At 47.7% G+C, this 22,945-nt stretch carries 18 protein-coding genes and 2 tRNA genes; 12 read left to right on the top strand and 8 right to left on the bottom strand.

The features are described 5' to 3' along the window. Positions 1-194 precede the first annotated feature (194 nt). From rpsA to J7439_RS00590, 6 genes are all read left to right on the top strand, one after another. The gene (gene rpsA / locus J7439_RS00565) at positions 195-1,874 is read left to right on the top strand and encodes a 30S ribosomal protein S1 (RefSeq protein ID WP_101749090.1); all 1,680 of its coding nucleotides are present in this window, start codon (positions 195-197) and stop codon (positions 1,872-1,874) included. A 340-nt stretch (positions 1,875-2,214) separates the two neighbouring features. Next, positions 2,215-2,514: an integration host factor subunit beta gene (ihfB, locus tag J7439_RS00570; protein ID WP_209199672.1), complete on the top strand. Its 300-nt coding sequence runs from the start codon at positions 2,215-2,217 to the stop codon at positions 2,512-2,514. A gap of 15 nt (positions 2,515-2,529) precedes the next feature. After that, the gene (locus J7439_RS00575; RefSeq protein ID WP_209199673.1) at positions 2,530-2,889 is read left to right on the top strand and encodes a LapA family protein; all 360 of its coding nucleotides are present in this window, start codon (positions 2,530-2,532) and stop codon (positions 2,887-2,889) included. Then, the gene (gene lapB / locus J7439_RS00580; RefSeq protein ID WP_209199674.1) at positions 2,882-4,054 is read left to right on the top strand and encodes a lipopolysaccharide assembly protein LapB; all 1,173 of its coding nucleotides are present in this window, start codon (positions 2,882-2,884) and stop codon (positions 4,052-4,054) included. The genes J7439_RS00575 and lapB overlap by 8 nt, the downstream gene beginning before the upstream one ends. Positions 4,055-4,354: 300 nt before the next feature. Next, positions 4,355-5,011 (top strand): hypothetical protein, encoded by a 657-nt coding sequence (locus J7439_RS00585; protein ID WP_209199675.1) that lies wholly within the window; start codon positions 4,355-4,357, stop codon positions 5,009-5,011. A 64-nt stretch (positions 5,012-5,075) separates the two neighbouring features. Next, positions 5,076-6,479, top strand: a complete 1,404-nt coding sequence (locus J7439_RS00590) for a hypothetical protein (protein ID WP_209199676.1) — start codon at positions 5,076-5,078, stop codon at positions 6,477-6,479. A 33-nt stretch (positions 6,480-6,512) separates the two neighbouring features. On the opposite strand, the gene J7439_RS00595 is transcribed toward J7439_RS00590, so the two are convergent. Beyond that, a tRNA-Asn gene (locus tag J7439_RS00595) sits at positions 6,513-6,588 on the bottom strand. 86 nt (positions 6,589-6,674) lie between these two features. Beyond that, positions 6,675-7,823 (bottom strand): pyridoxal phosphate-dependent aminotransferase, encoded by a 1,149-nt coding sequence (locus J7439_RS00600; RefSeq protein WP_209199822.1) that lies wholly within the window; start codon positions 7,821-7,823, stop codon positions 6,675-6,677. A 308-nt stretch (positions 7,824-8,131) separates the two neighbouring features. Between J7439_RS00600 and uvrB the strand changes: the two genes are divergently transcribed. Together uvrB and J7439_RS00610 are read left to right on the top strand one after the other, a co-directional pair. Continuing rightward, entirely contained in the window at positions 8,132-10,144 is a 2,013-nt protein-coding gene (gene uvrB, locus J7439_RS00605; RefSeq protein WP_209199677.1) for an excinuclease ABC subunit UvrB, read from the top strand. An 81-nt stretch (positions 10,145-10,225) separates the two neighbouring features. After that, positions 10,226-10,301 (top strand) — tRNA-Val (locus tag J7439_RS00610). Positions 10,302-10,358: 57 nt separating this feature from the next. Here J7439_RS00610 and J7439_RS00615 read toward each other — a convergent pair. Continuing rightward, a complete protein-coding gene (locus tag J7439_RS00615) occupies positions 10,359-10,583 on the bottom strand; it encodes a hypothetical protein (protein ID WP_209199678.1) in 225 nt (74 codons plus the stop codon). 210 nt (positions 10,584-10,793) lie between these two features. Between J7439_RS00615 and J7439_RS00620 the strand changes: the two genes are divergently transcribed. Continuing rightward, positions 10,794-10,997: a hypothetical protein gene (locus tag J7439_RS00620; protein WP_209199679.1), complete on the top strand. Its 204-nt coding sequence runs from the start codon at positions 10,794-10,796 to the stop codon at positions 10,995-10,997. A 116-nt stretch (positions 10,998-11,113) separates the two neighbouring features. Here J7439_RS00620 and J7439_RS00625 read toward each other — a convergent pair whose 3' ends face one another. Continuing rightward, on the bottom strand, positions 11,114-11,731 hold the full coding sequence (locus tag J7439_RS00625) for a hypothetical protein (RefSeq protein WP_209199680.1): 618 nt from the start codon (positions 11,729-11,731) through the stop codon (positions 11,114-11,116). Positions 11,732-12,030: 299 nt separating this feature from the next. On the opposite strand from J7439_RS00625, the gene purE reads away from it, so the two are divergent. The 3 genes from purE (at position 12,031) to J7439_RS00640 (ending at position 16,852) form a co-directional block, all read left to right on the top strand. After that, positions 12,031-12,513, top strand: coding sequence for a 5-(carboxyamino)imidazole ribonucleotide mutase (purE, locus tag J7439_RS00630; protein ID WP_286198115.1), 483 nt, complete (start codon positions 12,031-12,033; stop codon positions 12,511-12,513). Positions 12,514-12,524: 11 nt separating this feature from the next. After that, positions 12,525-13,673, top strand: a complete 1,149-nt coding sequence (locus J7439_RS00635; protein ID WP_286198122.1) for a 5-(carboxyamino)imidazole ribonucleotide synthase — start codon at positions 12,525-12,527, stop codon at positions 13,671-13,673. Positions 13,674-14,002: 329 nt separating this feature from the next. Then, positions 14,003-16,852, top strand: coding sequence for an FAD-dependent monooxygenase family protein (locus J7439_RS00640; protein ID WP_209199682.1), 2,850 nt, complete (start codon positions 14,003-14,005; stop codon positions 16,850-16,852). 66 nt (positions 16,853-16,918) lie between these two features. Here the strand turns inward: J7439_RS00640 and J7439_RS00645 are convergent, their stop codons facing one another. From J7439_RS00645 to J7439_RS00660, 4 genes are all read right to left on the bottom strand, one after another. Beyond that, complete coding sequence (locus J7439_RS00645) at positions 16,919-18,022, bottom strand: serpin family protein (protein WP_209199683.1); 1,104 nt, start codon at positions 18,020-18,022, stop codon at positions 16,919-16,921. 100 nt (positions 18,023-18,122) lie between these two features. Next, the gene (gene yjeH, locus J7439_RS00650; protein ID WP_209199684.1) at positions 18,123-19,385 is read right to left on the bottom strand and encodes an L-methionine/branched-chain amino acid transporter; all 1,263 of its coding nucleotides are present in this window, start codon (positions 19,383-19,385) and stop codon (positions 18,123-18,125) included. Between the two features lie 251 nt (positions 19,386-19,636). After that, a complete protein-coding gene (locus J7439_RS00655; protein ID WP_209199685.1) occupies positions 19,637-20,152 on the bottom strand; it encodes a hypothetical protein in 516 nt (171 codons plus the stop codon). 51 nt (positions 20,153-20,203) lie between these two features. Further along, positions 20,204-22,816: a hypothetical protein gene (locus J7439_RS00660; RefSeq protein ID WP_209199686.1), complete on the bottom strand. Its 2,613-nt coding sequence runs from the start codon at positions 22,814-22,816 to the stop codon at positions 20,204-20,206. Between the last annotated feature and the right edge of the window lie 129 nt (positions 22,817-22,945).

Genomic DNA, 22,945 nt, shown 5'->3' on the forward strand with positions numbered 1-22,945 from the left:
AGGTTGCACTCAACATTATCTGGAGGTTCGTTTCTGGCGTAAAGCCAGCATTGCAGATTCGAACCTGATTAAAGTAACCCACTCCGGCTGGCGGTGTGGATGACATCCAGTGTACGTTATCCGGTTATCATTGGCTGGTTTTTTGCTGATAAGGCAGAGGCTTTGCAGATGCGTACACTGTCACAGGAAAAATCATGAGCGAAAGCTTTGCAGAACTGTTTGAAGAGAGCCTGAAAGAAATCGAAATGAAGCCAGGCGCCATTGTCAGTGGTGTTGTGGTCGATATCGACAGTGACTGGGTAACTGTTCATGCTGGTCTGAAGTCTGAAGGTGTTATTCCCAAGGCTCAGTTCCAGGATGAGAACGGTGAACTGACCATCGCTATTGGTGATGAAGTCCAGGTAGCTCTGGACGCGGTGGAAGACGGTTTCGGTGAGACTCGTCTGTCCCGTGAAAAAGCCAAGCGTATGGAAGCCTGGAAGGAACTGGAAAAAGCCTTCGAAGCTGAAGACGTTGTTAAGGGTGTTATCAGTGGCAAGGTCAAGGGTGGCTTCACTGTTGACGTGGCCACTATCCGTGCGTTCCTGCCAGGCTCTCTGGTAGACGTTCGTCCGGTTCGTGACACGGCGCACCTGGAAGGCAAAGAGCTTGAGTTCAAGGTTATCAAGCTGGACCAGAAGCGTAACAACGTGGTGGTTTCCCGTCGCAGCGTTCTGGAAGCTGAAAACAGTGCTGAGCGTGAGCAGCTGCTGGGCTCTCTGCAGGAAGGTCTGGAAGTTAAGGGTATCGTCAAGAACCTCACTGACTACGGTGCCTTCGTTGATCTGGGCGGCGTCGACGGCCTGCTGCACATCACTGATATGGCCTGGAAGCGCATCAAGCATCCTAGCGAAATCGTTAACGTTGGTGACGAAATCAACGTTAAGGTCCTGAAGTTTGACCGTGACCGTAACCGTGTATCCCTGGGTCTCAAGCAGCTGGGTGAAGATCCATGGGTTGCTATCACCAAGCGCTTCCCAGAAGGTGCCCGTGCTTCTGGCCGCGTAACCAACCTGACTGACTACGGCTGCTTCGTTGAGCTGGAAGAAGGTGTTGAAGGTCTGGTACACGTTTCTGAAATGGACTGGACCAACAAGAACATTCACCCATCCAAGGTTGTTAACCTGGGTGACGAAGTTGAAGTTCAGGTTCTGGACATTGATGAAGAGCGTCGTCGTATTTCTCTGGGTATCAAGCAGTGCAAGACCAACCCATGGGAAGACTTCTCCGGCTCCTTCAACAAGGGCGACAAGCTGGCTGGCAAGATCAAGTCTATCACTGACTTCGGTATCTTTATCGGTCTGGACGGTGGTATCGATGGTCTGGTTCACCTGTCTGATATCTCCTGGAACGAAACCGGTGAAGAAGCTGTTCGTCAGTACCGTAAGGGCGACGAAGTAGAAGCGGTTATCCTGGCGATTGATGCTGAGCGTGAGCGTATCTCCCTGGGTATCAAGCAGCTGTCCGAAGACCCGTTCAATGCCTACGCTGGCCTGAATGAAAAAGGTTCTGTTGTTAAGGGTATCGTTAAGGAAGTCACTGCCAAAGCGGCTGTTGTCGAGCTGGCGGAAGACGTTCTGGCTACTCTGAAAGCTTCTGAAATCAGTGTTGACCGCGTTGAAGACGCAACTAACGTCCTGAAAGAAGGTGAAGAAGTCGAAGCTCGTATCATCAGCATCGACCGCAAGAACCGCAACATCAGTCTGTCGATCAAAGCGAAAGATCAGGCCGATGAAAAAGCAGCGATGAAAGAGCTGCGTACCAAGCAGGACGAAGAAGCTGCCGGTCCGACCACCATTGGTGATCTGATCAAGGCTCAGATGGAAAACAAGTAATCCATCCTGTTCCTGATTGCTCAAGGGGTGCTTTTGTTTGAAAAGTTGCCGCTAAGAGCAAAGAAAACCGCGAGTGCTTTTGCCTCGCGGTTTTTTTTGATCAAAAGGTTGTGTGAGATTTAGCCAATGTATTGCTTCGCTATCTGCCGGGAGCAGAGAGTGGCAGGTATTCTTATGAAATGTGCGGGCTAATCAAAGGGTTGCTTGATTTCTCGGTGTGGGTTAGCTAGTGTAGAAACAGTCTGGTTATTTAAGGCGCTTTTGAACAATAAGCGGTGTCTATCAAGGTCTGCAGGATCTTTTAGGCATTCCGGGAATGGCAGGGAAAGGAAAAACGAAGATGACCCGGTCTGAACTGATTGAGCGGATTGCCGAGTTGCAACCGCAGCTCTCTATCAAGGATATTGAGTTAGCTGTAAAGGCTATCATTGAGCAAATGTCTGATTCGCTGGCCAATGGCGAGCGGGTTGAGATCAGGGGGTTTGGTAGCTTCTCCCTTCATTATCGTGCCCCCAGAGTCGGGCGTAACCCTAAAACCGGTGAAGCTGTGAGCCTTGATGGCAAATATGTTCCCCATTTCAAGCCGGGCAAAGAGCTGCGGGAAAGGGTGAATCGTGGCTTACAGGCAGAAATGGATTGATCGTGAAATAAGTTTATGGCGGACTACGAGTTGCCTCTTGTCAAGAGCAGTTTTACGACAATAGTCGTTTGGGTCAAGCGTCTTCTGGTTTTGGCGTTGTTTGTTGTCCTACTGGTGTTTTTCGTCAACTTTACCCTCTCCAATACCGAGCAGATCAGCCTTGAAATGGGCGGGTTAATGATGCCGGCCGTAAGCAGTTCCACGCTGGTTATGGTGCCCTTTGTACTGGGTGGCTTTGCCGGTTTGCTGGTATCCCTTATGCTGGTTATCCGTTTGCGACTGGCTAATGCCAGCCTGAGAAGAAAGCTGGCGCGGCGTGACGCCGAACTCCAGAAGTTGAGATCCAGTGCCCTGAAAGGCTTTACGGATGCCTGATATTGCGTTATTGGGCCTTATTCTAGCTGCAATCGTCATTGGTTATTTTCTGGGCTGGCGTGATCAGAAGAGAAGGCGGGTGAATAGCTCTGGCCAGTTGTCTAAGGACTATTTTGTCGGTCTGAATTATCTGATTAATGAGCAGACGGATGAAGCTATTGATGTCTTTATCAAAGCCCTGGATATCAATAATGACACCGTTGATACCTATCTGGCGCTGGGAAACCTGTTTAGCAAGCGCGGAGAAGTAGAAAAATCCATCCGAGTTCATCAGGATTTGCTGGCGCGCCCAAGCCTGACTTCCATCCAGTCTTTTCAAGTTCAGCTTGCACTTGCTCATAACTACTCTTCAGCTGGTCTGCTGGATCGTGCTGAATCCATTCTGATTGACCTCAGTCGTCAGAATCATGAGCTGAGAGACCAGGCTTTGCAGCAATTATTGCGTGTCTACGAACAGGAGCGGGAGTGGGTTAAGGCAGCAGAAGTAGCAGAAAGGTTGAGGCCGGGCCGGGGAGAGCACTTTGCTGTCATTCTGGCACATTATTACTGCGAGCAGAGCGAAATAGCCCTTAAGCAGAATGATCGGGTGAATGCGCGCCGTCTGATACGTCAGGCGTTTTCCCGGGATAAAAACAGTGTCAGGGCCAGTCTTTTACTGGGTCAAATGGAATTTGACGAAGGTGGCTACAAAGAGGCAATTAAAGTGTTGCAGAGAATATCGGTTCAGGATATCAGCTTCATGCCCCTCTCGCTGCCATTATTGGAGAAATCTTTTGAGCATACTGGAAGTTTGCGAGGGTTTGGCGCTTACCTTGGTCGTTGCCTGAATGAGCGTCCCGGTACTGCGGTTATCATTGCAATGACTCATCTTTTGCTCAGGGAGTCAGGGGAGTCTCAGGCTGTTAACTTTCTAACAGCGCAACTTGAACGTCACCCTACACTGAGAGGCTTGAATGAGCTGATTGATCTTCGTCGTCAGTTTCAGGGTGACTTGTCGGACAATGTACTGGAATTGATTCACCATCTTACGGACCGGATGCTTGAGTTTAAACCTGTTTTCTCCTGTGGTCGATGTGGCTTTTCCGGGAAAGAAATGCACTGGCAATGTCCTCGCTGTCATCATTGGGGAACAGTTAAACCGATTCAGGGTTTTGAGGGAGAGTAGTCTAAGTGATTTGATTGAAATAAAAGCGAAGATTGAAATTAAAGGTAAGATTGAAAATAGAGCCGGGCTTTCTATTTGAATAAATTATATCAGGCTCGATTTAAACTGCTACTTTCTAATCTTGTGCTTCGAGTATATTTCAATAATTTTCCATACTTACAATAATGGCCAGATCGTTGATGACTTTGGATTCAGTTGTTCCATAGTCTTTATAATCTGGTTTTTTAGTGGTCTGATTTTGCCTCTTTGGAATTGCTAATAATGACCTCTTACTTCTTGTGTTATTCCTAAGAATTATCTTTGGCAAAGGTAGCGAGAAATTATATGAATTTTTATGAGGCTTATTTTTCTTTCTCCCAAGGAGATATCCTGGGCAGTCGAGTAGAAGGAAACTCCAAGTCTGCTTACGGAGCTTGTCATGCTTTTTCACTTCACTGGCTTCGACTGATTTTAACAAGCGTCAGTCGTCAACTAGCGCCCGCACAGAGAATGGCAGAACTTAATAAGAACAAAGGTGGATCCAATCCTTTGTTACAATATACGTTGGATATGCGCTATGAACCGGAGGAGCTGATGGTATTTGATCAAATGTTAATGCGGCTTCGTGGCTTGAAATACACAAAAAAAGTGCCGATAAGGTATACACCTTATTGCTTTATTACCCTTTTTAATCAACTTTCATGGGAAGAAGGGGCTTATTTCTATGGATTCTGGTATAGGCAATATCCGGGTGCCCAACAAGTATATGGGCATGCCATGGCATTTTACCGTACCAAAAGTACTGCTGGTCATAGCGGCTTTATTATCGTTTATGATTCCAATCTTGGTGAGTTTTATGTGTTGCCAAGTAAATTTCTCTCTTTTTGGTTGGGACATGCGGCCTCCTATGGTTGCATTGAGCACCACATATTAAGGAGTGTTGAAATTGACGGTAAGGATAGCGTGGATGGTTATTGACCTGCCTCTTTAATTACCAGCTCGATTGAACATCTCAGATTAACTGTTTGAGAGGGTTTGATGTATGTCACCTGGCAAAGTCACTTCTACCAATGTCATCGGAACTAATGAGCTTGTAACTACATTTTTAACTACAGCGGAGCCTGCCAAAAACAGAGTTAAGCAAGTTGAAGGTCGTAAACTCACCAGTGGGGATGCAGGTGGTGCTATTTCCTGCTCATTGGCGGATTCTTTTACGAAACTCCTTAATGCAGGAGGTGAATCCGAGTCATTGGAAGTTGTTCAAAATACATCGCCAAAGCTAAAGCTAATTCATTCTGAATCCAGCGCGGCTTGCGGGCAAACATCCAAGGTTTCAGCTCTTGTGAAGAAGGATGATTCGTTACAGTCGAGCAGGGTTGTTACCGCTGAAAGATTCATAGAACTGATGCGTAACAATCAATTCGCAGCAGATATTCATTATATTGTTGATTCATCTCTTGATCTAAGAGGGCTTGAAAACGTTATTCTACCTGCCAGTCTTCACATCAAGGGGGATATCCGAATAGGGCCAAAGCATATTAATGTATTGCCTGAAAACCTGCTTGGATATGATATTCAGACGGCAAAAAGGAATCAGGCGTTTATCCTGGCGAGTGGTCCCGGTTCAGACAGTACTGAATTTATAGTCGATGTGCCTGATGATACTGATATTGGTTATCTGTCTGATAACTTAATTGTGGATGGAATGTTTGTTGCCTCAAATTGTTCCAAGTGGCTTGGCTTTGGTAATAAGACGTTGATTATGGGGGATTGTAAAATATCCGATTGTAAAAACTTTGAGTCGCCTGGAAAGCAGTTTGAAGTACGAAATGGTAGTTTATCAGTCAGGAGGTGTCCCGGGTTTAAGTTGCTGCCTGAGACCTTGTCGGTGCAATTTTCGGTTACTATGAATAAAACGGGCCTGGTCCATATCCCGGAAAATATGAAGTTTAACGGCTCTCTGAATCTGATTGACTGTGATGATTTCAAATCTATTGGTTCTGGTGTTTCTGTGGGTAGTGTGATTATTGAAAACTGTAAAAGTTTTACGCAATGGCCCATAGATATGACGGTGCAGAAATCTATTTACCTGACCGGCCTTCCAGGCGTGATGGTTTTCCCTGAAGTGCTCAAGCTGGATAGGGATTTCAAACTGTCAGAAATTAGTGTGAAACTGCCCCATGACCTGAGTGTCGGAAGAGATTTGATGATGACTGCAACTGAGATTATAAATCTGGATGATGATATCAAGGTGAAAGTTAAATCACATATCGATTTAGAAAATACTTACATGAAACAGGTTCCATCCTGGTTGAATAATTGCTTTGAACCAGATCCGAAACTGCTAATGCCGCATCAAGTGTATTTGCAGGGTACCGGGTTGACCAGGGCAGGGAGCAAACTGGAGGACTCTAATGAGATAAATTTCCATTTTGATAAGACATGATAATCTGCGGGGATGATTTTTCATTGAAGTGCCTGGCTCCCCGAGCTGGACTCGAACCAGCGACCCAATGATTAACAGTCATTTGCTCTACCAACTGAGCTATCGGGGATCAAAAGGTAAGGTAAATAATACCTTTCTTAATGAGTCTGTCAAGTTGCTGAGTACCAGAAGCTGGTACTCAGCGCATATCGTTTATCAGGCCAGCGCTTCCTGAAGCCTGTCCAGAGCCTTTTCTAACGCCTCATCGCTGGTCGCAAACGATAGCCTCATGCAGCCATCAGAACCAAAGGCAGAGCCGGGAACCAGGGCAACGCCTTTTTCCAGGAAGAGAGCTGCCAGATCCGTATCTTTGGTATAGCCCAGCTTTTTCATTGCTTCACTGAAATCAGCAAAAGCGTAGAAAGTACCGTCACCCTCAATAGCGCTCACGCCCGGCAGCTGATTCAATCGCCCAACAACGTAGTCATGGCGCTTCTTAAACACCTTGACCATCTCTTTCACGCAATCCTGTGACCCATTCAGTGCCTCAACGGCAGCAGCCTGGGCGATAGAGCAGGGGTTGGAGGTGCTCTGGGACTGGATCTTCTTCATGTTTTTGATCAGCCACTCTGGCCCGCCCGCATAACCAATCCGCCAGCCGGTCATGGAGTAAGCCTTGGAAACGCCGTTCAGAACAATCGTGCGGTCATAGAGTTCAGGGCAAACCATCAGGATGTTGCAGAAAGGCTCTTCAGTCCAGAGGATATGCTCATACATATCATCGGTGGCGATCATTACCTCCGGGTACTTTTTCAGCACATTGCTCAGTGCTTCGAGCTCTTTGCGGTTATAAGCGGTTCCCGTCGGGTTTGAGGGGCTGTTGAGTACCACCAGTCTGGTTTTGTCAGTGATGGCGGCTTCCAGTTGCTCGGGTGTGATTTTGAAGCGGTTTTCCAGACCGGCTTCGACGATAACCGGCACACCCTCGGCGATGACAACCATATCCGGGTAAGATACCCAGTAAGGGGCTGGAATAATGACCTCATCACCTTTGTTCAGCAGTGCCAGGGCCAGGTTGAAGAAGCTCTGTTTGCCGCCGCAGGAAACCAGAATCTGGCTTTGCCCGTATTCAAAGCCATTATCCCGCTTGAACTTATCAATAATGGCCTGTTTCAGCTCGGTGGTTCCATCCACGGCAGTGTATTTTGTTTTCCCTTCAGCGATGGCTTTGACCGCTGCGGCCTTAATATGCTCCGGAGTGTCGAAATCGGGCTCTCCGGCACCAAGGCCAATAATATCATGTCCGGCAGCTCTCAGTTCGGCAGCCTTGGCGGTGACTGCCAGAGTTGGAGATGGCTTGACCATTTGCACGCGTTGGGATGGATGACCAGTCACAGTTTTCCTCGTTTATGGTTGTAACACTGAGAATTATAAAGCTGTTTGCCTTCCGCTATTGGCTGGAGAAGATCGCTTGAGTCTGTGTAAGCTCTCTGATGTTTGGTTAGACTTCCAATGGCGGAAACTATCTACCAATAGCTGTACTATAACGGTGATGATTAGCAAGTATCCGTCATGCGACCAACAGAAGGCATCATACACAATACGATGTACCGTTGATATGCGTTTGTCGGTTACCGTTGGCAAATTTTTTCTGCTCCAGATGGAAGGGTAGCATGAGTCGATCGTTTAAAGTTTCTTCCCGCTTCGGTCCCGCTGGTGATCAACCGGTTGCTATTGAACAGCTGGTCAAGGGCATTGATGCTGGCCTTGCCTGCCAAACATTACTGGGGGTAACAGGCTCCGGCAAGACCTTCACGGTGGCCAATGTGATCGAAAAAATACAGCGGCCGACGATCATCATGGCCCATAACAAGACACTGGCCGCACAACTCTACGGTGAGTTCAAGGAGTTCTTTCCAGACAATGCCGTGGAGTATTTTGTCTCCTACTATGACTATTACCAGCCAGAAGCTTACGTACCCACGTCAGATACCTATATCGAGAAAGATGCATCGGTTAATGAACATATTGAACAAATGCGTCTCTCTGCCACCAAGGCCCTGATGGAAAGACAGGATGCGATTATTGTGGCAACGGTTTCGGCCATTTATGGCCTGGGTGATCCACAGTCTTATCTGAAAATGATGATGCATCTGGACCGTGGTGACAGGGTGGATCAGCGAACCATTCTGCGGTGCCTGGCGGAATTGCAGTACACGCGCAACGATGCGGATTTTCGGCGGGCCACTTACCGTGTTCGCGGTGATGTTATTGATATTTTTCCCGCTGAATCGGAAAAAGAGGCGGTCCGTTTGGAGCTGTTTGACGATGAACTGGAAGCCATCAGCGAGTTTGATCCGTTGACTGGCGAGGTTCTGAGAAAATTGCCCAGGGCGACCATTTATCCAAAAACTCACTATGTGACCCCCAGGCAGACCATTCTGGATGCTGTGGAAGCCATTAAGGTAGAACTGGTGGATAGGCTCAATGTCTTGCGCGATAACAACAAGCTGGTGGAAGCTCAGCGACTTGAACAGCGTACGCAGTTTGATCTGGAAATGATGATTGAACTGGGTTACTGCACCGGCATTGAAAACTATTCCCGCTACCTCTCCGGCAATAAACCCGGCGAGCCACCGCCAACCCTGTTTGACTACATCCCGGATAATGCATTGCTGGTGATTGATGAATCCCATGTGACTGTGCCGCAGATCGGTGCCATGTATAAAGGGGATCGCTCTCGAAAAGAGACACTGGTGGAGTATGGTTTCCGCCTGCCTTCTGCCCTGGATAACCGTCCTATGAAATTTGAAGAGTGGGAAGGACGACGGCCGCAGACTATTTTTGTCTCTGCGACACCGGGGAAGTATGAGGAAGAGAACCAGGGGCAGGTGGTTGATCAGGTGGTCAGGCCTACCGGTCTGGTGGACCCGGAAATTGAGGTCCGACCGGCCTCCTCTCAGGTGGATGATCTGCTGATGGAGATTAATAAAACCGTTGCCAAAGAGGAGCGGGTGCTGGTCACGGTGCTCACCAAGCGTATGGCCGAGGACTTAACCGAGTTTTTGCATGAGCAGGGTGTGCGGGTACGCTATCTGCACTCTGATATTGATACGGTGGAACGGGTAGAGATTATCCGTGACTTGCGTATTGGTGCCTTTGATGTGCTGGTGGGTATCAACTTGCTGCGGGAAGGCCTTGATATGCCCGAGGTCTCTCTGGTCGCTATTCTGGATGCCGATAAGGAAGGCTTTCTCCGTTCCGACCGTTCATTGATTCAGACCATTGGCCGTGCTGCCCGAAACATTAATGGCCGGGCGATTCTCTATGGTGATCGGATGACCGGCTCCATGGAGCGGGCAATCAGCGAGACCAAACGGCGTCGCAAAAAGCAGATGGCCTACAACAAGAAACACAATATTACGCCAAAAGGTGTGGTCAAATCCGTGGCTGATATTCTTGAAGGCGCTGTTGTGCCCGGACGGAAGAAAGGCAGTAAAGCCCAGAGGGCAGTGGCAGAGCCGGAAACTGAGTATCAGGTTCCCATGACCCCGGACGTCATGGCCGCGACCATCAAGAAGCTGGAAGCGAAAATGATGGAGCACTCCCGTAACCTGGAGTTTGAACAGGCTGCTGCTGTCAGGGATGAAATTGCCTTGCTCAGAGAGCAGGTTTTAAAGCACTGAGATCAGGTATTTACCCTGTTAGAATTAAGCTGATTGAAGTGTTGCATTTTTTAGCTGCATTGATAATATACGCACCACTTCAGTCGGTTAGCTCAGTTGGTAGAGCACCACCTTGACATGGTGGGGGTCGCTGGTTCAAGTCCAGTACCGACTACCAGTTCTACTTCATGCTGCATTCCTGCTCCCTCGCGCACTACCTAAACAATTCTTTTTGCTACCGGGTGGTCTCTGGCTCAGGTGCCTCTTCCATTTCTATTAGCTGATACCACTTCGCATCCAGTGCTTTCAACAGTTTCCCACTGTCGTCTTTTGTATCAACCAGCCAGCCAGATGGGCAGTCAATAGAACGATAGCAGCGGATGACGGTTCTGCGGCGGTTTTTCTGGACCGGATAAAAATGAGTGGTCACCTGGTCTCCAGGCTGAAAAGGCATTTTCATGGCAGACTTCTGATATTTACCTGGTTTAGTAATCGACTTCGCACGTTGCTGTATTGCCTGTAAGGCTGACTGCTGAGACTATAAATAATATATCGGGTTTCTCAAAGCGGTTTCATTGGCGTTAAACAAGCTATTACATTCCTCGGGAACTATTCATATTTAGACTATCCAGCCTGTTTGCGCTGAACAGTTTACATCGGCTTATCAGGAATGGACTTTACCAGGCTAACGGGACTGAACCGCCTTCGACTGCAGGCCAGCCTGACTTCGCCAGAAGATAGCACAGCAGACATTGGGGGGAGAGTTTGCGTTAACGCGATCGGCTGCATCGGATCAAGATGGTCCATCAGTGAAGATGGGATCTATGTCAATAATGGCTCTTTGGAGGGTGCCATGGGATTGATTGATGGATAGTAAATGAAGATTGTATGCTGCCCCGGGTTTAAGGCAGCATTTCATGCTTTTTTTACGACAGTAAACTTATATTTTCCTGAAAAGAATTTAAATTTTTCAGTCTGATAAACATCAGTTTAAACACGTGCCCACCAGCTTTCAATTCGAGCTTTTCCTGCTTTAAAAGCAGCTTCACTAGTAGCCACGGCTCTCTTGGCTGCCTTTAAGTATTGCCTATCCTCTAGCTCTTCCTTCATCTTTGAGGTATTTGTCTTCATGGCTTCTTCGTTTGTAAGGATAGCCAACTCTGATTTTGATTCATCTCTGGATTTTTTAAGAGCTGCTCGTGCTTCCTGACTACGATAAAAATGAAGTTTTAAACTCACATTGCAAGTAAATATGTTAAAGTAATGTTTAAACTTTTCTAGCCAGACAATTTTACGCTTGGAAAGATCTTTTCCGCCAATTTCAACCTTGCCTGGTTGAGGTGCTCTTTCAGCATGTACTTCTTCAGTCTTTCGGTGAAATGCTTTACCCCTTTCACCGCGTTTAGTTTTTTTGGTGTCTTTAGGTTTTCCAGCTTTTCCGGCTTTTTCAGTTTTTCCAGCGATTTTATTGTTAAGTTCACTAGCGGTTTGAGCAAATGCTGCAGCGCTATTTTTAAATTTTTTAGATTGTTTATTTGTTTCCCCGAGTCTGGTCTCACGATTTTCTAATTGAGACCGCGTCGGTGTTCCATTATAAAAACCAAACATAGTCCGTACTCCTTTCTAGACCAATTTTTTCGTCAATATATGGAATAATGAGTAAAGGTAAAATTATACTTTAGTATCATTTCTCTATAAAAATAAGCTAATCTATTGATCTTTATAGAATTATATTAAATCAGGTGGTTGTTTTCAGCTTGAAAAGTGACAGATGGCTGCCAGGTTGCCTTGTCTGTAAATTGCTGAGCCATTCTTATGCAAGCCTGCTGGCCACGACTTGGTCTGTTTTCCCTGAAGGCAAACGGGTTATATGTGCTATTATTGCCGCTCAGAATAAAGGAGTGGTTATGACCGTTGCTATTATAATGGGGTCCAGGTCCGACTGGCCCACGATGCAGCATGCAGCTGAAATGTTGGAAAATTTCGGCATCGACTACGAAACAAGGGTTGTTTCTGCCCATCGCACTCCACAACTACTGGCAGATTATGCCTCCCAGGCTGCTGCCCGGGGAATCAAAGTGATTATTGCCGGTGCCGGGGGGGCTGCGCACCTGCCGGGAATGGCTGCCGCCTTTACCAGCCTGCCGGTGCTGGGGGTTCCTGTTAAATCCAAAGCATTGAACGGTATTGATTCTTTATTGTCTATATGTCAAATGCCCAAAGGTGTTGCAGTCGGTACTCTGGCCATTGGCGATGCCGGGGCGGCCAATGCCGGCCTGTTGGCAGCACAGATCCTTGGTTGTCAGCAGCCAGAGTTGCAGGCCAGAATTGATGATTTCAGAAAGCTGCAAACCGAAACCGTATTAGCGAATCCTGATCCTGCCGAGTGATAAAAAGCAGTATGAATATTCTAGTGTTAGGCGCGGGCCAGCTTGCACGCATGATGAGTCTTGCGGGCGCACCGCTGAATATCAATATCCTCTCCTATGATGTGGGCTCCACAAAGCTGATGCACCCCCTGACGCTTCAGGTCAGCGATCAAACCCTTTCGGAGGCTATTGCTGAATGTGACGCCATCACCGCTGAGTTTGAGCATATTCCTGACGATGTGCTGACTCTGTGTGCTGCGTCCGGAAAGTTTTATCCTGGTAAGCAGGCCATTAAAGTCGGTGGTGACCGCAGTATGGAGAAAGCGTTACTGGATAAAACCGGCGTACCCTGTGCACCTTACCAGCTGATCACTGACCGTTCTCACTTTGATGCAGCCATCGGGAAACTGGGGCTGCCACTGGTCATTAAAACCTGTCAGGCAGGCTATGACGGTAAAGGGCAGTGGCGGGTCAGGTCAGACAGTGATCTTGAGCAGATCTGGTCGGAAATGTCAGACTTCCTGGCTGCTGGCCGTGAACATTCACCCCACTCGATTATTGCGGAAAAAATGATTCCCTTTCAGCGCGAGGTGTCAGTTATCGGTGCCCGGGACAAACAGGGGAATATGGCTATTTATCCGGTCACTGAGAATGAGCATACCAATGGGGTTCTGACGCTATCTATCGCGAAATCCATCTCTACCGGGATTCATCAACAGGCGGTGGACGCCTTCAGTAAGCTGGCTGCTGAAATGGACTATGTCGGGGTCCTGGCCATCGAGTTTTTTGATGTGGATGGCCAGCTGATGGTAAATGAGATAGCCCCCCGGGTTCATAACTCCGGCCATTGGACCCAGCAGGGAACCCTGTGCAGTCAATTTGAAAACCATCTCAGGGCCATTGTCGGTTTACCCCTTGGCACCACTGAAGCCATTGGCCCCAGTGCCATGATTAACGTTCTGGGTCAGCCTGATATTCCCGCTGAAGTGTTGTCAGTTGCCAATGTCACCAGCCATTGGTACGGCAAAACCCAGCGCCCTGGTCGTAAAATGGGGCATATCAATCTGGTGGCTGAGTCAGAAGAGGCACTGGGTGAAATGCTGGTGGCTCTCTCTGCGTTTTTGCCTGAAGATGACTATCCCGGGGTTGCCCGGCGAGGTCTGGATTTATCCCTGGACTAATTCAAAGATTTTCCTTTCAAACTGGGGGCGATGTAACTGAATGGTTATGTCGTCTTCTCTATTGTCTGCCGGGTCAGGAAGCTTGGCATGACTCTCTCTTATCATTCTTTGTTCAAGTAAGGTGCTTTTGATCAGGAGCTGCGATCAAGCATAACGTCAACCCATTCTCCATTAATATCGAAACAGAACAACTTCCACAGGGCGGTAAGGCATAGGGTGTCATCGTAACTGACTATTCGGTTAGTGATTTATATAAAAGCACATTGTTAACTAGCCAATGATCTGAATAGGACCTGTCCGACAGTTTTTAACATACAAGGAGTAATGGAATGGATACCGGCAGACCCTCAGGGTTATTAAATAATGAACCCTATGCTTATATCAAAAACACGCTGGCAGAACTTGAAGCAATTCATCAGAATCATCAACTGGCAGAACTGAACATTTCCCTTGAATTGAAACACGCTGGCGATGCTCGTCAGGGCGCGGTATGGCATCGAAAAGTTAAGGTAGTCCAATCCAATACCTCTTTGCTTCAACGTTTTTTAAGCCTTTTCACGACAGAGGGTCGCAAGCAAAGAAGACAAAATTATGAAGCGGCTGCTTTATTCCGTGGTCAGTTATGGGAATTGCTCCAAACTGAAAAGGCACCTTACAGTCTAAAAAAACAGGTCATACAGGCCGTGGAAAATGGCGTTCTGCCTTTTCTTAAAGAATCAGAGTGTGAAGCGATAGTCAGTAGTAAGGATACAATTCTAAGTAATACGAAAGAACGTAAAATTATCCGTGAAGCCGCTGGGTTTCTGAAAAAAGAGCTTTCCGGATTGCTGTCTCGCCTCCCCCGGGTGACTTTGGAAGATACCAGAGAAGTGCTGAAAGCCTATTATCAACTTATTATTCTGTCACCGGAATTGTTACCGGATGAGCATAAAGCTCACGAAGCTATCAGCAAGTTGGAAAAGCACTTTCGTAATACCCGGCAATCTGGTGGTTTTATTGACCTGGAAGATACCATCACCCTGTCCGTTTTACATAACATTCGGGAGGAGCTGTCTCTTGAAGAGTATCAACAATTAACGAAACGAATCGGTAATGTATTTATCTATCCATACTCCCGGCGTCAGCGGGCCTTGCGGTATGCGCTCAATCGGATTTTTGATAATGGCCTGGGCAGTTCGTCTGTGCAGGGCCATCCCCGGGAGTTGGTGTCTGCCAGAGATCTGGCCTTGGTTAAAGATAGCTATCAGGGGCTATTTTTTCGTTACTCGCGAGTACACCGGCTAGAGGAAAATCTGTTTGCAGACGGTTGTGCTGTAGCGGCCAGAATAAGTCGATTACCCAGTGAATTGAGAACGCTTGATCTGGACCGGGTTAAAAAAGATTTTCAGCAGTATGAGTCCTTAAGGAGCACTTTGTCCGCAGAAAATCAGGATCAAGACCAGGAGTTTAAAGAACTCGAAGCCCGTTGCAAAACACATCGGGCCTTGATAGCAGAAGGTCGGGCGGCATTGTTGCATGTTCAGCTGACTCAAGGGCGGCGTTGGGAGTTAAATCTGTTATTAGAAGGTATAGGAAAGGCCAATATCTATGGTACTGATTCTGAGCACAATCAGCAGATGTTCAAAAAGCTGCTGGATTTGGCTCAGTTAAGAGGACCACAAGTGGATTTAGCCCAGCTGGACTGGATCATAGCGCAGAACAATAAAGCAAACAGACATCCGAATGTTGCCATTGAAGGGGCTGGGCCAACAGGGCTGATGCTGGCTTTCACCCAGTTTCAGGAGGGGGCCAATGTCTCAGTGTTTGAGAAACGGAGCACTGAATATAACCGGTTGCAAGTGGTTCGACTGGATCCTAAATGGATGGATATGCTGAAGTTTTATCTTGGAGAGCATTACTACGACCTGTTCGGAGAGAATGGACAGGCTGGAAAGGGTATTGTTCGTGTGGATGGTTTGGGAGAAATGGCAGGAGAAATTGTCACTCACCGGTTGGAAGAAGCTTTGAATCATAGACTGGCTGAACTGATGGCACGCAATTACGATCATACTTCCCAGCGTGATGACCCGCAGAAAAACCGATTGGAGCGGTTGGCTGCCTATGAAGTGACCAAAGTAGAGGCCGGTGAACAAGGCTATACAGTACAGGCTGAATATCACCCCGGGAATGATCCCTCTCCCTTTGCCAACGGCAAGAAAAAGCCGCCTGCCGGTTATCAGAAACCTGGAGCAACGTTAACCCGTCCCGTGGATTTAGTGATTTGCGCCGGGGGTAAACATAGCAAAATTCGTAATAAATATATGAGGGACAGGGCCGTAACGTCTGCCCGAAGCTATGGTGTCTGTTCCTGGGAAGGACCAAAAGACCAGCCCCTGCAAAATGATCGGCTGAAAACTTTTCCGGATTTTCGCGGGTTGGTGGTACTTGATCAACAGTTTCAGCAGTTTTTCCAAGAGCAGATGATATCTCAGGTGGAAAGGATTGAGGGGCTGAGTTCAGATGAACGAAGATTGCTTGCCCGGCAAATCCATGAGCAGTCAAGCGGTGTTCGCAGCTTGCAGGCATCCACCCGTGGAAGTGTGATGCAAACCCGGTGTTTTGACAATAAAAACCTGGTCTATATCGGGATGGAGTTGCCTGAAGCATTTACTCAATTCTGTCAGAAGGTTAAGAACAAGTTAGCGGCATTACCGGTGCCAGATCTGGATCAAAATGGCAAAAAACGATCAGCAGCCGACCAGAAAGCATGGCGTAATCAGCGCGTAGCCAGGGTACAAAAAGCGCTTTCCAGGGCATGGTTTCAATCAGTGGCACATAGCTATGGTATTGACCAGTCGCTGGGTGTTACCCCGGAAAAGATTAATGACTCATCTGCGGCGGTATTCTCTTTACAGCAACGCCGGGTTTGGAGAAATGTGATAAAGAAAAAATCAGGCTCCCGTCAAGTAGTGATCACTGCTGCTGGTGATGCAGCTACCAGTCCCCATTTTATGACCGCCAGCGGCCTGACTGGAGCCAGGGAGAATGTGCTGTATCTGCAAAACTACACGAGGGATGTGTGGAACGGTCCAAGAATATTTCACGAGTATGGGCTGGAGCAAAGGCAGGACAGGCTTGAGCGAGCACAACAGGATACGGCGGACTTTGTGATCCGGCAAGGACTGAATTTCCTGATTTAATCGAGATTAAAACGGTTATTAGAATAATTAATAACCGTTGGGGATTAAATAGTTAACCATCGCTCACTATCCCCATGGTTCTTTAATATAGGCGGCACCCACTAACCTTCGTTTATCACCCTGATCATTAATCATGGCAAAATAAAAGGGGCGATTGATGTACATCAGATTAGGTATTCCACCGCCAAGAATTTGGAATGAAGCCGCAACATGGGCACCTGCCTCATTGATGCTAAGATTTGTCTTATGTTTTCCTGAACCGAGCAGCTCAGGGTAATCTGTCTCATAGACATAATCGAATTGATATTTGGGTAAATACAGTGAGACGTGTCCTTGATCAAATTCAGGTTCAGGGGCAAAAAATGAGTTCAAGCCTTTTGTAAGGATATGGCTGACTTCGTCAGTGTGTTCTTGTTGCGCCGCTTTGGGAGGCATTATGAAAACAGCGTCCAACCCGGATTCCTTAACAGGCAAGGCAATGAACTCAAAGCCTGAAATATTTTTATAACCAATTAAGTTTGTCCCTTTGCCGCTTTCCATCCAGACGATCTCCGGCTGCTTCTGACCGTTCCAGGTCATGTGTGTTCGATACCCCTGGGGTATCACCATGAAAGGTTGTTCCCACGACACATTTTGAAACAACCAGCTTACTAACACGAAAGCTGTTTTTGGGTCTTTCAGCGTACCAGGGTTGAGCAGGTTGGTAATCACTCCGTTAGTATCTTTGGCAATCTGTTCATTGAGCCTTTGAGTGGCGTTATCGTACCCTTGTTGTCTCAGTTCAAGATTGCTGGTACAGGGGACGCCCAACTGTTTCAGCGTCCTGTCAATGGTTGTGGTTTTAGAGAACAAATGGATTTTCTCCAGTGAACTGTGATCCGCTGGGTTATCAGGTTTATCACTTATGTCATCGGGCTGTAGTAGTCCCAGTAACTTGTTGGCTACCTTTTCTGTTTCAGAAACCAGAAACGGTGAAGCCGCAATATTTCGATCACGAATGTTTTTTTTCGCTATCTCCATAAAAAGCCTGACATCCGACCCCAGATTGCTCATCTCTTCGAGAGAGTGAAAAACCTTAGAGTACGACGAGTCCGTTAATGGTTGTGCGCTTGCTGATGCAGCGGTGGGTGAGTACTGTGCTGAGGGTGAAAAAGCAGGAGGAATATTCATTTCATGGACTCCTGAGTCAAATGAGTTCTCATTATCGCCCTCAGAGCCTAGCTGCTTATTTGCATTTATCCACACTGTAGTGATGATGGATAACTTGAATTCAAGTAATACCAGTATCCATACAAGCCGACTTTTGCTTTTGCATTTGCCTTTGCCACCATAGCAATGGTGAGGCAATCGCCAGCATGCCAGCGGCATAAGCCATTTTCCACCCGAGGCCCCAGGCAAGCATAAAGCAGAACAGGCAGCCAAGTATGTTCATCCAGTGGTATTTAGCAGGCAGCAGTCGGAAAGCTGCCAGCATGGATGCCAGGTAAATAATAACGAAAACCCCATTGACCCAGGAAACCAGATCTTCCAGATCCTGGTCTGTAAAGTGAGTAAAGATCAGAATCGCCGCAATGATGAGTAGTAAGGTTGCCAGGGCGCGTTCGGAAATACCGTAACGATTCTGTTTACTGAACCAGGCTGGCAATACGCCTTCCTGGCTGAAACTCAGTGTCAGACGGATCAGACTGGCGATGTAGACATTGACGGTGGCAATACCACCTGCCAGCCCGAGAGTCCCGATGATTGGTGAACCCAGTCCGCCCACCAGCTGATCAAAGACACCCGCCATGGCCAGGGGAGCAGTCACCGGTATGGACAGTATCAACCATGTACAGGCCAGATAAATACAGCCAACGATGGTAACGCCGATCATGATGGCCGGTTTCAGGTCTTTTTCGGGGTTTCGGAAGTCACCTGCCAGATGGGACATGGCCTCCATGCCCAGGAAACTCCAGAAAGCAAGCCCGGCGGCTTTAAGAATCATGCTGCGGCTAACGGCAGTTTTCTCCGGGATGGCTGGTACATCAACTATCCCCCAGGCCATGATCATCAGAATCAGTACCGCCATGATAGAAAAAGTCAGTATCAGCTGAAGGGTGGCAGAAATATGTATGCCCCGAAAATTCAGACCATAAAGCAAGACCAGGAACGCTAATTGAACGGCAATGGTTATTGAGCCCGGCACCATAAACAGAGCATCAATAAACTGGTAGGTCATAATGATAGCTGCGGGTGCACCCAGGGGGACAGCGCAAAGAAAAATGATGCCAATGGTTCTTCCGGCGACAGAGCCAAAGGCCTTTTCCACGAAATAGGCCGGTCCGGCTGCATGGGGGAACCGGCTGGCCAGACTGGCAAACACCAATGCCACTGGAATAATGGTCAGGGTAAGCAGAGCCCAGGCCCACAGGGCACCGTAGCCTGCCAGTTCAATGGTTAACTGGGGAAGAATAAATACGCTGGTACCCAACAGGGTAGTGGCGAGCAGCCCTGCTCCCTGCCAGCATCCGATTCCGGAAGTTGGTAACTGCACTGTGATGACTACCTCTGGGATATCATTTGCCGTGAAAAATATTTTGCGTAACCATTTTTCATCCCTGAGGGTGGTGCAAAATATTTTCACGCGCCATGGGCATTTGTTATTTGTTTCTATGGCAACGGATTAAGGCATTTACTATAGGCCAGATTAACTTAATATTCTGTCAAACTTAGCGCTCTTCTGGTTATTTATTCCGTCGAATTGTCGGATACCGGGGGGGGGGAAATAAAACGGTCGGTTTTCAACTATAAAATGGCCAGGGCATGTTCAATGGCGCTGTCCGCTTCATGCTGCCAGTTTAACTGTCCATTCTGGAATTTGCCTATTCGGCCATAGAGAATATCGGAGTCAACAACCACCAGTTGATCCTCGCATGAATCCAGGGCTGGATGGCAACTGAGCTCTATGGTCTGCTGCATTAAGTGCGTGAGCTGCCCGGGTTGTAATGCAGATGATGACAGTACTGGCATAGAACGTTGTACGAACAGGGCGCACCGGTCTGTTACCAGGTAGTAATGCACAGCCCTGGAGTTAAATCCGTGGCCACTTAAACCATACATAACATAATCAGATGGCCACTGTTTCAGCAACTGCTCAAGATGAGCTTCAAGGTGATACAGGGGGATTTCCGTCAGACATGAACCAAAAGCGTAGTCTGAGAGTGGCATTAAATACTCAGAGAGTGCTTTGGGTACCGGAGGGAAAGGAACACCAGGCGCTTCCAGGTTCACGGCAATATCAGCAAGTGAGAGGGTAGCCATTGGGTTTTGTGCATTCATAGATGATCCCCGTCGTTCATGGATGCTACCTTATTAATATATGGTCGTGTAAAAATAGCTTCGGCTGGTAGCATACCTCTGATTCACTTCATCATTACTCAGCAGTTTATTTCTCCATAAATAACTTCTGACAATATTGCTTTCCCGATCAGACAGTGGTTCATTTGACTGATATTTACTGAGAATAGGCTGGATACGACTCTCTTCTTCCTTAAGGGCCTTCCGCTCTTTGTTGACAATGTCGTGCATTGGCAGAGTGAGAAACCCGATAGCGGGTTCGTTAGTCGTAGGGTCACGCCACGATTCCCAATCATCGACTATCCGCCCGGCAAAGAATAATGCCTGACTGTGTTGCTGAATCAGGAATATTCGCTGCCTCAGAGCGTTTTTAACATTCAGATCGAAGCAGGCTGGTAGTGATTCACACAACAATTCTACATCAAGCTTCTGTAAACGATCATAAGACTTGCGGGTCATCAGCCGGGGATAACCGACGCGGCATCCTTTACGCCATTCAGCGTTTCTACTGTCAGCGGATGGCGCAATGATGTCTCTGAACGGGTAAAGACAGGTATCGTTATCAATACCCGTTACCCGGCCAGTCCCATAGTCTATGAAGTAATTACCATCATGTCGGTCTGGTTGGGCACAAATGGCATCTAACAGCTCAAGGTCAGCCAGGCCACTGAATATTTTGTTTTTGATTTCCCAGTTGTCCTCCTTATCAATCAGTTCCTGATGGCCCAGTTTTTTCTCTTGTTTAGGACCGGTACTGGCACGTACACTGGTCTCGGCTGATGTTCCGGAAGCCAGTTCCATCTCCAGTCCAATCTGGTGGTTATGTTCGCAAAATGACATATCGGGCATCACGTTCATGCCCAGCAGGCGGGCAATCTCGCCGGTGGCCAGATTTCTGGCCGTAAGATTTGGATGATCCCTATCGTGGTACAACTCCGGGGAGATGATTTTTCTCCAGTCTGAGGTGTCAACGGCCTGTTCAGGTTTGAACACCCGCTTTACTGTGTCATTTCCGGTTTTATAGGATAACAGATATACCGTATTCTCCTTCCCACTACCCAGTTTCCGGGGAGGGTTGTCACGATCCAGAAGTCGGTCGGTCCATCGACCGGGAAGGGTGAGTTCATCGTTCAGATCATAGCCAACCCGCTTGAACTCCATTGCCGCCTGCCAGCTGATTTTTCCGGCAATAGACGTTAATGCCGGTGAGTCTAATACCTGAAAAAGCAGCAGTTGGTCATTTCTGAGCTCGGTGATTTTATGTTCTAAAATCATGGGTTCTGACTGGTCTGGATGATGACGGTGCTTATGGGTTATTTTGCTTATTTCATTCCGGATTTTTTTATTACTGGTTAGAATCTGCTTCGCTTCCTGTTCTGCTGCTGTCTGTTCAGTGGGTATTTCCCGGGTTAACTGCTGCTCATAGCGATTGATCATGCGGTAAGCTCGCAGCTCTCCAGCATCATTCTTTTTTTCAGGTAATGGTCTGGTTACTTGATTATGGGCAGATAAATAGAGCAGTTGTTTCTGGGTAACAGCGGGTTGGTTGAAACGTTCCGTGACCCGTTCTTGAATAGCCTGTTTCCTTATGGCCAGCTGCTTTGGTGTTAACTGACCGGGTTTAACTGACTGGTTATAGGCTGACAGTTGCTCACGGGCGTGGATGATCTCCCGCCTGATGCAATCAGGTTTTACCAGTTCCAGTTCGCCACGCTTTTGCAGGTTTCGGATATGGCTGTGAAGCAAGGCAAGATCTTTGGGAACCCCTCTGGCTATATCAGCTTCTGCCTGGTGCCACTCTTTTTTTACCAGGGCCTCCAGGCGGTTCGCATAATGCTTGCTCTGTGGTTCTTTTCTGCGTTCCGCAATAATGGTTACACCCTGACCAAATGGGTTGGTCAATACCCTGGTATCCAGACCGGGAAATAACTCCGCCGAGCCAATTCCGGGGTCCAGGGTGGACGGATATTCAAGAACTGCAGCAGGTCTTTTTCCCTGATATACACTGAGCACCTGCTGTTCTCGGGATTGTAGCTCGGACCGATCAAGCCATTGGTAATCGCAGCTTTTCGAAACCGGGTGTCTTGTCTGCTCTGCAATGATTGTTTTATAAGCCTGGCTGGGTTTCACCACCGCGACGATTGGTAGCCGCGGATTAAGCCCGGGCGTTTGCCCCATAACCCGGGGACAAGCCTTACCTTCCTGAATTAATACGACATCAACCCACTGTTGATCTTCTTTGCTCAGGAATTGATCGAGCCATGCATTATCATTCAAAGTATCGGTATCGACCTCTATCCATGATGGCAGCGGCTTGATGCAGGCACCCTTAAATGCATTACTGAGTCTTAATGTGACAACGGTTCGATCTATGGGCTTGCTTACCGCTGTATTGGGTGCGTCAGAGAAACCCGCAGAGGTTAACTGTTCGGGCCTTGTCGCTGGCTTTGTCAGACAGTTATCAGTGACCACTTGACCGATAGTGCGTTGTTCAAGACTGGTAAAACAGGTATCAGGTTCAGAGACCATAGAACTGAGTGTTTGCGGCGCAACCGGAGGTGCCTTTGCAAAGTCTTTTTTAACCTCGACCGGGGGCTGTTTCTCTGAAGGGTAACCTGGAGGTATCACAGGAGTCTCCATGACCTATGACTGACAAATCCACCTATCGGCTGTTAACCCGGATATTTCATAAAGGCAGTAAAAGCTACTTTAGTATTACTTCCAGGCGCCACACAGGACGTTATTCCTTTTTACTGA

Source organism: Salinisphaera sp. G21_0 (assembly GCF_017744115.1).
Lineage (GTDB): Bacteria > Pseudomonadota > Gammaproteobacteria > Pseudomonadales > Endozoicomonadaceae > Endozoicomonas.